The following is a 12,015-nucleotide window of genomic DNA, read 5'->3' as shown; positions in this document are numbered from 1 at the left end:
TTGGATGTCCGCTTATTGGTTTTCCGGAACTATGGCCGCTTCCTGTACCAGCGAAACGAACCGCGCCTGCATTTCGGTCGGCCGCCAGCTGGCGCGGGTGGTGATGCCGATGGTGCGCGTCGTCCCTTCGCGCGGGCCGCCGATCTGGGCGAGGATGGCGTTGTCCACCTCCAGCGCGATCTGATCGGGCGACAGCAGGGTCAGGAAATCGCTTTCCTGCAGGATGCCGCGGATCACCATCACCGAACCACACTCGATCGGCGCGTCGGGCAGCCCCCCGCCATCGAACAATTGCTCCCAATGCGCGCGCAGCGGCGTACCCATCCGCCCGACGATCCACGGGTAGCGCGCCAGTTCCTCGCCGGTCGGCTCGCGCCCGGCAAGCGGATGCCCGCCGCGACCGACCACGACCAGCGGATCGTCCATCAGCGGCACCTGCGCCAGATCGGGCGGCGGCTCGTCGCGCAGCGCACCGACCATCAGGTCGAGTACGCCGTCGCGCAACGGCTCGACCAGTTCGCGCCACGATCCCTCGACCACGTCGATCGTCGCGCGCGGGGCGAGCGTCGCCAGCCGGGCGATGGCGACCGGCAACAGATGCGCGCGCGACAGCGGCATCGCGCCCACGGTGATCCGTCCCGTCATTCCCGAATCCGGCTGGGTCTCGACGATCGCCGCGCCGATCTCGCCCGCCGCGAGTCGCACTCCACGCGCCAGCCGCCGGCCCGCGGCGGTCAGCGCGACGCCGCGCCCGCGCCGCTCGACCAGAGGCACGCCGCCAAGCTGCTCAAGATCGCGCACCGCGCGGTGCAGCGCCGGCTGCGACAACCCGGTCGTCTGCGCCGCACCGAGGAAGCTGCCTGCATCGGCCAGGCTGAGAAATGCGTGGAGCTGGGTCGCGGTCATCAACTGCTCGGGCCGGGCAAAGCCCCGCGCGCCGCTGCGCGCGATCGCCCGCGATGCCGCGCCGAGATGGAAGAAGGCCGCTCGCGCGCGTTCGGCGAATATCTTGCCTTCGGTGGTCGGCACCATGCCGCCGGGGCGACGCTCGAACAACTGGACCTCGACTTGCTTCTCCAGCTTGCCCAGCCCTTGCGTCAGCGCGGGCTGCGACAGGCTCACCGCTTCGGCGGCCGCGCTCATGCTGCCACGCGCGACGATGGCGGACAGGGCGCGCAGATGGCGCAGGTTGAGATCGAACGGCGCGACGGTCATGTGCGACCTATCGTAAAAACTTATCGGCGATCCGCAATTGTTAGTTGCTCCCCGCCCTGCCCCCGCCCATCCCGAAACCAATTCAAGGAGACAGACAGTGGCAGGACGTGTCGTCCAGAATATCGAGCGTGCCGATGCGGCGGTCATCGACGGACTCGCCAAGTGCGGCGTCGCGACGGTGCATGAAGCGCAGGGCCGGATCGGTCTGCTCGCGCCGCACATGCGCCCGATTTATGCGGGTGCGCGGATCGCAGGTTCGGCGGTCACCATCTCGGCACCCCCGGGCGACAATTGGATGGTCCATGTCGCGATCGAGCAGCTCGGCCCCGGCGACATCATCGTCCTCGCGCCTACCAGCCCGTGCGACGACGGCTATTTCGGCGACCTGCTCGCCACCTCGGCGATGGCACGCGGCTGTCGCGGGCTCGTGATCGACGCCGGCGTGCGCGACGTGCGCGACCTGACCGAGATGGGCTTCCCGGTCTGGTCGAAAAGCGTCTTCGCGCAGGGAACGATCAAGGCGACTTTGGGGTCGGTCAACGTGCCGATCGTGTGCGCTGGTGCGGCGATCGAAGCCGGCGACGTGATCGTCGCGGACGATGACGGGGTGTGCGTGGTCAAGCGCGCCGATGCCGCGTCGGTGCTCGAAAAGTCCCTCGCCCGCGAAGCCGCCGAAACCGACAAGCGCGCGCGGCTCGCGGCTGGCGAACTGGGTCTCGATATCTACAAGATGCGCGAGAAGCTCGAGGCGATGGGACTGCGCTATGAGTGACGGCGTTCGCTGCATGTGGATGCGCGGCGGCACCTCCAAAGGCGGCTATTTCCTGAAAGATGACCTGCCCGCCGACATTGCCGAGCGCGACGCCTTCCTGCTGCGGGTGATGGGATCGCCCGATCCGAACCAGATCGACGGCATGGGCGGCGCCGATCCGCTCACCTCCAAGGTCGCGGTGGTCAGCAAGTCCGCGCGCAACGGCATCGATGTTGATTACCTCTTCCTCCAGGTCTTCGTCGATCAGGCCATCGTCACCGACGCTCAGAATTGCGGCAACATCCTCGCCGGGATCGGTCCCTTCGCGATCGAGCGCGGGCTGGTGAAGGGCGAGGACGGCGAGACGCGCGTCGCGATCTTCATGGAGAATACCGGACAGGCGGCCATCGCGACCGTCCAGACCCCCGGCGGCGTGCCGGTCTATGCCGGGGAAGCGCGGATCGATGGCGTTCCCGGCAGTGCCGCGCCCATCCCGCTCGAGTTTCGTGACACCGCCGGATCGTCGTGCGGCGCGCTGCTGCCCACCGGCAATGCGGTGGACGTGATCGAGGGGGTGCGCTGCACACTGATCGACAACGGAATGCCCTGCATCGTGTTCAAGGCCGAGGATGTCGGCGTGACCGGTTACGAGGATCGCGACACGCTCGACGGCGCAACCGATCTCAAGGCGCGGATCGAAGCGATCCGCCTTACCGCCGGTCCGCTGATGAACCTCGGCGACGTGAAGGAGAAGTCGGTCCCCAAGATGATGCTGGTCGCTCCGCCCCGCAATGGTGGCGCGGTGACCGTGCGCAGCTTCATCCCGCATCGCGCGCACGCCACCATCGGCGTGCTGGGCGCGGTCAGCGTGGCGACCGCCTGCCTGATCCCCGGCTCGCCCGCCGCCGAGGTTGCCGGGATTCCCGAGGGCGCGCGCAAGACGCTGTCGGTCGAGCATCCTACCGGCGAAATGAGCTGCGTGCTCGAAACCGATAATAGCGGCGCCGTGGTCAGCGCCGCGCTGCTACGCACCGCGCGCAAGCTGATGGATGGAGTGGTTTTCGCATGAGCACCGACGCAAACGGTCGCATCCGCAGCTGGACGCTGGAGCCATCCAAGCCCGCCTACACGCCGCCGCCGGGCGCGGTCGATGCGCATTGCCATGTGTTCGGGCCGATGGCGGACTTCCCTTTCAGCCCCAAGGCCAAGTATCTCCCGCAGGATGCTGGTCCGGAAATGCTGTTCGCCCTGCGCGACCGGCTCGGCTTCGAACGCAACGTCATCGTCCAGGCCAGCTGCCACGGTACCGATAATGCCGCCACGCTGAACGCGATCGCGCAGTCCAACGGCAAGGCGCGCGGGGTCGCGGTGGTCGACCCCGCCATCTCCGACGCGGAGCTGGATGCGCTGCACGCCGGCGGCATTCGCGGCATCCGCTTCAACTTCCTCAAGCGGCTGGTCGACGACGCGCCCAAGGACAAGTTCCTCGAAGTCGCCCGGCGCATCGTTCGCCTCAACTGGCACGTCGTGATCTATTTCGAAGCCGACATCCTCGAGGAGATGAAGCCCTTCATCGCCGCCCTCCCCACGCTGGTCGTGATCGACCATATGGGCCGCCCGGACGTGTCGCAGGGACCGAACGGCACTGACATGACCGCGTTCCGCGCATTGCTCGACAGCCGCGACGACATCTGGGTCAAGACCACCTGCCCCGACCGGCTCGATTCCGCCGGCGAGCCCTATGACGATTTCGTCGCCTCGGTCCGCCCGCTGGTCGAGGATTATCCCGATCGCGTGCTGTGGGGCACCGACTGGCCGCATCCGAACATGGAAACGCGCATCCCCGACGATGGCGGGCTGGTCGACGTGATCCCCCGCATCGCACCGACCGCCGAGCTTCAGCGCAAGCTGCTCGTCGACAATCCGATGCGGCTTTACTGGGCCGATTGATCCGCCGTTGCAGCGCCTCCGCGCGAGGCGTATAAGCGAGTCGTCGACGGGGAGTCCGCCGGCTTTACATTCGCTTTTCGAGGGAGCCTCGAATGCAATCGAACGATTTCAGCGTCTTTATCGGACGCTTTCAGCCTTTGCACATCGGCCACGAGCATGTGGTGCGCGAGGCGCTTTCCCGGACCAGCCATGTCATCGTCCTGATCGGGTCGGCCAATGTCGCCCGCGATCCGCGCAACCCGTTCACCTATGACGAGCGCGTGGCGATGTTCCGCAAGAGCTTCGCGTACGAGATGGCCAATGGCCGGCTGGTGGTCGAGCCGCTGGACGATCATCTCTATTCCGACACTGCATGGTGCGCCGAGGTGCAGAACCGCGTGAAGCGCGTCGTCCTCGCCGCGGGAAACAGCCCGGCGGAGGCAAAGGTGAACCTCGCCGGATACGGCAAGGACGCGACCAGCTATTACCTCAAGATGTTCCCCGAATGGGAGAATATCCAGGTGGATAGCCAATATGGCACGTTCAGCGCGAGCGATGTGCGGAAGCAGTATTTCCAGCGCATACCGGTGGTGCCGCGCAGCATCCTTTCCACCGGCGTGGCCGAATGGATGGATGCCTTCGCGATGGGCGACGAATTCCGCACGCTGCTGGCCGAGCGCGAATATCTCGACGCCTATCCCGCGCAATGGGGCAAGGGACCGTTCGTCACCGCCGATGCGGTGGTGGTCCAGTCCGGCCATATCCTGCTGGTCGAGCGCGGCCGGCTTCCGGGTAAAGGCTTGCTCGCCATCCCCGGTGGCTTCGTCGATCCGGGCGAGCGCATCCGCGACGCGGCGATCCGCGAACTGCGCGAGGAAACCGGCATCGGCGACGCCAAGGGGCAGATCCCGCCCGCGATGCTGGCGTCCTTCATCGACGACAGCCGCACCCGCGTGTTCGACGCGCCGAACCGCTCGCTTCGCGGCCGCATCATCACCCATGCCTATCTGTTCCGCCTGCCCGAACGGCGCAGCCTGTTCACGGTGAAAGGCGGCGACGATGCCGCGCACGCACACTGGTATCGCATCGGCGATCTGACCGCCGACATGTTCTTCGAAGATCACTGGTCGATCATCACCCAGATGGCCGACCTTTGAAGACCCGCGCCGGGGAGCCCGGCGCGACACACCGCATGTGAGGAGCTCACATCATGACGACCAACCTGATTCTGGCGACCGACAGCTACAAGCAAAGCCACTTCCTCCAATACCCGCCCGAAGCGCGCACGATCAGCGCCTATGTCGAGGCGCGGCCCAATCCGTTCGCGGACGAGCTGATCTTCTTCGGCCTTCAGGCATTCCTGCTCGGCTATCTCGCCCATCCCGTCAGCCGCGCGGATATCGAGGAAGCGGAGGAAGTCTGCGCCGCGCACGGCGTGCCGTTCAACCGCGCCGGCTGGGACGCGATCCTCGCCGATCATGGCGGATTCCTTCCGCTCGAGATCAGCGCGCTGCCCGAAGGCACTCTCGCGCCGAGCGGCGTGCCGCTGGTGCAGGTGGAGAATAGCGATCCGCGTATGCCGTGGCTGAGCACCTGGATCGAAACGGCGCTGCTGCGCGGCATCTGGTATCCCACCACCGTTGCGACGCTGAGCGGCAAAGCCAAGCGAGTGATCCATGCCGGCCTCGTCCGCAGCTCCGACGATCCGATGGGGCAACTGCCCTTCAAGCTCCACGATTTCGGCGCGCGCGGCGTTTCTTCCGCCGAAAGCGCCGCGCTGGGCGGGCTGGCGCATCTAGTCAATTTCGAGGGCACCGACACGATGGAGGCGATCTTAGCCGCGCGCCGCTTCTATGGCGCGAAGGCGATGCCCGGCTTCTCCATCCCCGCCGCCGAGCACAGCACGATGACCAGTTGGGGCCGCGACCGCGAGGAAGCCGCCTATGCGAACATGCTCCGCCAGTTCAAGCGCGAAGGAAAGATCGTCGCGGTCGTCTCCGACAGCTATGACCTCGACAATGCCGTCGCCAATATCTGGGGCGGCAGCCTCAAGGATCAGGTGCTGGCCGAGGGCGGCACTCTGGTGGTCCGCCCCGACAGCGGCGATCCGGTCGAGACGCCCGTCCGCGCGCTGGGCGTGCTGTGGGAGAAGTTCGGCGGCGCCACCAACGGCAAGGGCTATCGTGTGCTCGATCCGCATGTCCGGCTGATCCAGGGCGACGGCATGAACATCGACAGCATCGCCCGGCTGGTCGACCGCGTGATCGAAAGCGGCTTCGCGATCGACAATATCGCGTTCGGTATGGGCGGCGGACTGCTCCAGCACGTCAACCGCGACACGCTGCGCTTCGCGATGAAGGCCAATGCGATGCGCGACGGGAACGGCGTGTGGCACGATGTCAGCAAGACCCCGCTGACCGATCCGGGCAAAGGCTCCAAGGCCGGGCGTCAGGCGGTGCTCGCGGAGAATGGCAGGCTGGTCGCGAAGCGCCTCGATGCCGTGCCGCAGGGCGCGAGCCTGCTCCAGCCGGTGTGGCGCAATGGCGAGATGCTCAAGGAGCACAGCCTCGACGAGGTCCGTGCGCGCTCCGAGGCGGGCCTGCTCGGCTAGGGCACAATTCCGCTGCCAATCGGCAAACGCCCCGCCCGCACAGGACGGGGCGTTTGCGCTATTTCCTCCCGGCACGATCGAGAGGACCCGACCGATGAAGCATCTGCTGGCCGCCACCGCCGCGCTCGCCCTCGCCGCCGCTCCGGCGCTGGCGCAGAGAGCGCCCGTCGTCACTACCGATACCGGCAGATTGAGCGGCGCCACCGCGAACGGCGTCCACAGCTTCCTGGGCGTGCATTATGGCGCGGACACCGGCGGCCAGAACCGCTTCCGCGCGCCGCGACCGGTCGCGCCGTGGCAGGGCGTCCGCCCCGCGACCAAGTTCGGCGATCGCTGCCCCCAGCCGCCGCTCAATATGCCCGGCTTCATCATCGCCTTTTCGGATCTGCCGGTGAGCGAGGATTGCCTCGTCCTCAACGTCTGGACCTCCGCCCTCGAGCCGAAAGCGAAGAAGCCGGTCATGGTCTGGCTGCATGGCGGCGCGTTCGGCTTCGGATCGGGCAGCGACAAATATTATGACGGCACCACGCTGGCGAAGCGCGAGGACGTGGTGATCGTCACGCTCAACCACCGGCTCAACGGCTTCGGCTATCTGAACCTCGGCCCCGAGGCGAAAGGCGATTTCGACGCCAATGCAGGGCAACTCGACATCGTCGCCGCGCTCAAATGGGTCCGCGCCAATATCGGGCAATTCGGCGGCGATCCGGGCAATGTCACCCTGTTCGGCCAGTCGGGCGGCGGCGGCAAGATTTCGGGCCTGATCGCGATGCCCGCCGCGAGCGGCCTGTTTCACAAGGCGATCATCCAGAGCGGCTCCGATCCGCGTCTGGGTACCGAAGCCGAATCGATCGCCGCGCGCGATGCCGTGCTCGCCTCGCTGAAACTCAAACCCACGGACGTCGCAAAGCTGCGCGACCTGCCGATGGCCGATCTGATCGCGGCGTTCGGCGGCAAGGCGCAGTTGCTGACCTATCGGCCCTGGGTCGATGGGACCGTGCTGCCCACCCACCCCTTCGATCCGGTCGCCACGCCGCTGGCGAAGAACATTCCGATCATGATGGGCACCGCGCGCGACGAAGCGACGTCGGTGCTTCTGTCCGATCCGACATGGCCGGCGACCGACGATACCAAGCTCAATTTCATGGGGACGATCCTCACCGGTCCGCTCGCGCAGGAAGCGGTGGCGCTCTACAAGGCGCGCGCGCCGGGCGACAAGCCGATGCACCTGCTCGCCAGCCTGCTCGGCGACAGCATGTTCCTGTGGGGGGCGGTGACGCTGGCCGAGCGCAAGACCTCGCTGGGCGGCGCGCCGGTGTGGATGTACCGCACCGACTGGCGGACGCCGGTGCAGGACGGCATTCTCCGCTCGCCCCACGGCGTGGAGCTGCCCTTCGTATTCGGCACGGTCGGCGTCTCGGCCGATCTGGTCGGCAGTGGGCCCTCACAGGATAGCATGGCCGCGCTGATGATGCATGTCTGGGCGAACTTCGCGCGCACCGGCAACCCGAACGGAAAGGGCATCCCGGCATGGGCGCCCTATGACGAAAGGACGCGGACGACCTTCATCTTCAACGATCCGCCCAGCGTGATCCACGATCCCGATCCGCAGATTCGCGAATTCTGGGGACGCGTGAAGGCAAGGAAATAGACGCGGCTCCCCTCGTGCTTGACTTGCCGCGCCCCCTGCGATTGAAGCCGGAACATGGGGACCGCGATCTCCCCATGAGGCAGCAGCCAAAGCATCGCGTCCACCCTCGTCCGGGACGCCTCCATGCTCAGCCTCCGCCTGTCACTTTCACTCGCCACCGCCCTCGCCGCCGGCCCTGCCTTCGCGCAGGATTCCGAAGGTCTCGATGTCTCGGGCACCGTCCGGCTGCGCTACGAAGCGATCGCCAATCAGCCGCGCGCCGGATTCAACGCGCATGACGACCTCGTCAATCTGCGCACCACGCTGCTGGCGCGATACAGGACCGGGCCGGTAAGCCTCGTCGCGGAGCTGTGGGACAGCCGCGTTTATGGCGAGGAACCGGGAACCCCGGTTTCGACCAACGAAGTCAACGCGCTCGAACTCGTCCAGGCCTATGCCGCCGCGGATTTCGGCTTGGGCAATGGCGCGAAGCTCAATCTGCGGGCCGGCCGTTTCACGCTCAATATGGGCTCGCGCAGGCTGGTCGCGGCGGACGATTACCGCAACACCACCAACGGCTATACCGGCGTTCAGGCCAGCCTGACCGCCAATGGCGGGATCATTGCCACCCTGATCTACGTCCTGCCGCAGCAGCGCCGCCCCGACGATCCGGCGGCAGTCCGCCGCAATGCGATCGCATTCGATCTTGAAGGCTTCGATCTCGTCCTGTGGGGCGGCACCGCGGCGAAGGCGAAGGCGATCGGCCCGCTGACGGCCGAACTCAGCTTCTACCATCTTGGCGAGCGGGACGCACCGGGCCGCACCACGCGCGATCGTTCGCTGAACACCTATGGCGGGCGCATCCTCCGCGATCCGGCAGCCGGGAAAGCCGATATCGAGATCGAGGCATTCTACCAGTCGGGCAACATCAGCGCTTCCACCGCATCCAACGCCGCCCAGCTCCCCGTTTCCGCATGGTTCATCCACGGCGATGTGGGCTACACCTTCGCCGGCGCGTGGAAGCCGCGTCTCTCGCTGGAATATGACCGCGCCAGCGGCGACCGCGCGGGCGGGCGCTATGGCCGCTTCGACACGCTGTTCGGGATGCGCCGCGCCGATCTCGCGCCCTCGGGTCTCTATAATGCAGTCGGCCGCGCCAATATCTCGACGCCGGGAATCCGGATCGAAGCCGTTCCTTCCAAGCGCCTCGATCTGTTCGCCAGCTATCACGCGTTGTGGCTCGCCGAGCCGACCGACAGCTTCTCGACGACCGGGGTGCGCGACGCCAGCGGCCGATCGGGCGGGTTCGCCGGGCACCAGTTCGACGCGCGGCTGCGCTGGTGGGTCCGGCCGAACACACTGCGCTTCGAAGCCAATAGCGTGGTGCTGGCGAAGGGGCGGTTCCTCGAGCAGGCTCCCAACGCGCCGCGGGGTGAGACAACCCTCTATGGCTCGCTCAATCTGACCGCCAGCTTCTAGGCACCCCCCTCCAGAACGGCCGGAAATCCACGGATTTCCGGCGATTTACGTGCTAAACCCTATGTGCCGATCGGCGCACATGCCCGCATAGAGTCCGAGCGGATCGGCAAAGAGCAAGGCAGCGCATCGGGAAAAGCTATCTGATAGGTAGCATCCCACAATAAGCGAAATTACAGTTTGGGAGGGTTGCTTTGATCAAGGTTCTGACCGGCCGCACCGCGTTGCTCGCAGGCACCGCTGCCGTGCTTTTCGCCGCCGCGCCGGCCTTCGCGCAGGATGCCGCTCCCGCCGATGACGGCGCCGGCAATCCGGAAATCGTCGTCACCGCGCAGAAGCGCTCGCAGCGGCTTCAGGACGTTCCCGCGTCGGTCGCAGTGGTCAGCTCCGAAACGCTCCAGCAGCAGGGCGCGGTGAAGTTCGAGGATTATGCGACTCAGGTTCCGGGCCTGTCGCTTTCCTCGGGCCGTCCCGGCCTCACCCAGGTCACGCTGCGCGGCATCACCACCGGCCCGGCCCAGTCCGCCGCCGCAACCTCCTTCTATGTCGACGAAGCGCCGATCGGATCGGTCAACGCCTATACCGGCGGATCGAACACCACGCTCGATCTCGATCCCGCCGATCTCGGCCAGATCGAAGTGCTCAAGGGGCCGCAGGGCACGCTCTACGGCGCCAATTCGATGGGCGGCCTGATCAAGTACGTCACCACCGCGCCGGACTATAACAGCGTCTCCGGCCGCATCTCGGGCGGCGTCAACAGCGTGCTGGGCGGCGGCACCGGCTATGCCGTGCGCGGCTCGATCAACGTGCCGCTGATCAGCGATACGCTGGTCGTTCGCGCCAGCGCGTTCAACCGCCGCGATGCCGGCTTCATCGACATCGTTTCAGGCCCGGCCGCAGCAAAGGACGTCAATTATGCCGACGTCACCGGCGGCCGCGTTCAGATCGCCGCGAAGCTCGGCCCGAACGTGCGCATCAGCCTGCAGGCGATCGGTCAGGACACCAAGGTCGGCGGCACCAGCGTGATCGACGTGGATCCGAACTCGCTGCTCCCGCTCTATGGCGATCTGCGCCAGCGGCATCTGTCGCGCGAGCGCGGCAAGGTCTCGTTCCGCCTGTACAACGGCACGATCAACGTCGATCTCGGCGCGGTCGAGCTGACCTCGTCGACCACCTATCAGACCGCGAAGGCGGATACCGGCGTCGATGCCTCGTCCAGCTTCGGCCTGGCGCTGGGCGGCATCGGCGTGCGTTCGGTCCAGTCGACCACGGTCGAGCGCTGGTCGCAGGAATTCCGCGCCGACGCCAATGGCCTCGCGGGCGGCCTGTTCGATGCTCAGGTCGGATTCTATTATACGCACGAGGACGATGCGAACCGCATCCCCAAATTCTTCACCTTCAATCCGGTGACGGGCGCGGACGTCGCCTTCCCGAACATCGCGACCGCATCGATCACGTCGAAGTACAGCGAATATTCGATCTTCGCGAACACCACGGTCCATTTCGGCGACCGGTTCGACGTGCTGCTGGGCGGCCGTTATTCGCATGACAGCCAGGTCTATGATCACAGCTATGTCGGCCTGATCATCCCCGGCGGATCGAATGTCGGCCACGGCACCGAGAAGGCGGACGTGTTCACCTTCCTCGTCAGCCCGCGCTTCCGCATTTCCGAAAACGCGATGGTCTATCTCCGCGCCTCGTCGGGCTATCGCCCGGGCGGCCCGAACGCGCCGGGCGTCGGCGCGCCGGTCACCTTCGATCCCGATCGCCTGACCAGCTATGAAGGCGGCTTCAAGGTCTCGGCATTCGATCGGATGCTCACGGTCGACGCGGCGCTGTTCCACACCGACTGGAAGGACGTGCAGATCCAGACCAGCGCGGGCGGGTTCAACTTCTTCGTCAATGGCGGCGACGCGGTCAGCACCGGCGGCGAAGCGACCGTCCGGATCAATCCGGTCCGCGGCCTCAGCTTCGGCATCAACGCGGCCTATACCGATGCGCACCTGACCGAAGATGCGCCGGCCGCGGGCGGCCTGAAGGGCGACCGGATGCCGCTGGTCCCGCGCTGGTCGGGATCGGTCACCGCGCAGTACGACTTCAGCCTGGGCGGCGACCTGAACGGCTCGTTCGGCGGCATCGTCGGCCATGTCGGCGAACGCACGTCCAACTATACCAACCGGGCGCTGCGCAGCCTGCCCGAATATACCACGCTGGGGCTGAACGCCGGGCTGAGCTACAAGAATTACAGCCTGACGGTGTACGCTAAGAACCTGACCGACGAGCGCGGCATCACCGCGCTGGGCACGCTGGGCCTGACCCCGGCATCCAGCCCGTTCGCAATGGGCGTGATCGCCCCGCGCACGATCGGCATGGATCTCGCCATCAAGTTCTGATCGTCACGCGGAA

General features: G+C 66.5%; 9 protein-coding genes. 8 read left to right on the top strand and 1 reads right to left on the bottom strand.

Annotated features, from left to right (window positions below):
- Nucleotides 1-12: 12 nt before the first annotated feature.
- On the bottom strand, nt 13-1,215 hold the full coding sequence (locus HHL13_RS03675; RefSeq protein ID WP_169554396.1) for a LysR family transcriptional regulator: 1,203 nt from the start codon (nt 1,213-1,215) through the stop codon (nt 13-15).
- A 97-nt stretch (nt 1,216-1,312) separates the two neighbouring features.
- Here HHL13_RS03675 and ligK point away from each other — a divergent pair, with 97 nt between their 5' ends.
- The 8 genes from ligK to HHL13_RS03635 all read left to right on the top strand — a co-directional run bounded on the left by ligK (nt 1,313) and on the right by HHL13_RS03635 (nt 12,002).
- Nucleotides 1,313-1,987 carry a 4-carboxy-4-hydroxy-2-oxoadipate aldolase/oxaloacetate decarboxylase gene (gene ligK, locus HHL13_RS03670; protein WP_169554395.1) on the top strand — a complete coding sequence of 225 codons (675 nt, stop codon included), beginning with the start codon at nt 1,313-1,315 and terminating at the stop codon, nt 1,985-1,987.
- Nucleotides 1,980-3,035, top strand: a complete 1,056-nt coding sequence (locus HHL13_RS03665) for a 4-oxalomesaconate tautomerase (protein WP_169554394.1) — start codon at nt 1,980-1,982, stop codon at nt 3,033-3,035. Before ligK ends, HHL13_RS03665 begins: the two co-directional genes overlap by 8 nt.
- Complete coding sequence (locus HHL13_RS03660; RefSeq protein WP_169554393.1) at nt 3,032-3,916, top strand: amidohydrolase family protein; 885 nt, start codon at nt 3,032-3,034, stop codon at nt 3,914-3,916. Before HHL13_RS03665 ends, HHL13_RS03660 begins: the two co-directional genes overlap by 4 nt.
- Before the next feature lie 92 nt (nt 3,917-4,008).
- Nucleotides 4,009-5,052 (top strand): bifunctional nicotinamide-nucleotide adenylyltransferase/Nudix hydroxylase, encoded by a 1,044-nt coding sequence (locus HHL13_RS03655; RefSeq protein WP_169554392.1) that lies wholly within the window; start codon nt 4,009-4,011, stop codon nt 5,050-5,052.
- 53 nt (nt 5,053-5,105) lie between these two features.
- Nucleotides 5,106-6,506, top strand: coding sequence for a nicotinate phosphoribosyltransferase (locus HHL13_RS03650; RefSeq protein WP_169554391.1), 1,401 nt, complete (start codon nt 5,106-5,108; stop codon nt 6,504-6,506).
- A gap of 94 nt (nt 6,507-6,600) precedes the next feature.
- Nucleotides 6,601-8,154 carry a carboxylesterase/lipase family protein gene (locus HHL13_RS03645; protein WP_169554390.1) on the top strand — a complete coding sequence of 518 codons (1,554 nt, stop codon included), beginning with the start codon at nt 6,601-6,603 and terminating at the stop codon, nt 8,152-8,154.
- 123 nt (nt 8,155-8,277) lie between these two features.
- A complete protein-coding gene (locus HHL13_RS03640) occupies nt 8,278-9,612 on the top strand; it encodes an alginate export family protein (RefSeq protein ID WP_169554389.1) in 1,335 nt (444 codons plus the stop codon).
- A gap of 191 nt (nt 9,613-9,803) precedes the next feature.
- Nucleotides 9,804-12,002: a TonB-dependent receptor gene (locus HHL13_RS03635; RefSeq protein ID WP_169554388.1), complete on the top strand. Its 2,199-nt coding sequence runs from the start codon at nt 9,804-9,806 to the stop codon at nt 12,000-12,002.
- Nucleotides 12,003-12,015: the final 13 nt, after the last annotated feature.

The sequence above is a fragment of the Sphingomonas sp. G-3-2-10 genome, from assembly GCF_012927115.1.
Classification (GTDB): Bacteria; Pseudomonadota; Alphaproteobacteria; order Sphingomonadales; family Sphingomonadaceae; genus Sphingomonas.
This window is presented reverse-complemented; position numbering and strand designations above follow the sequence as displayed.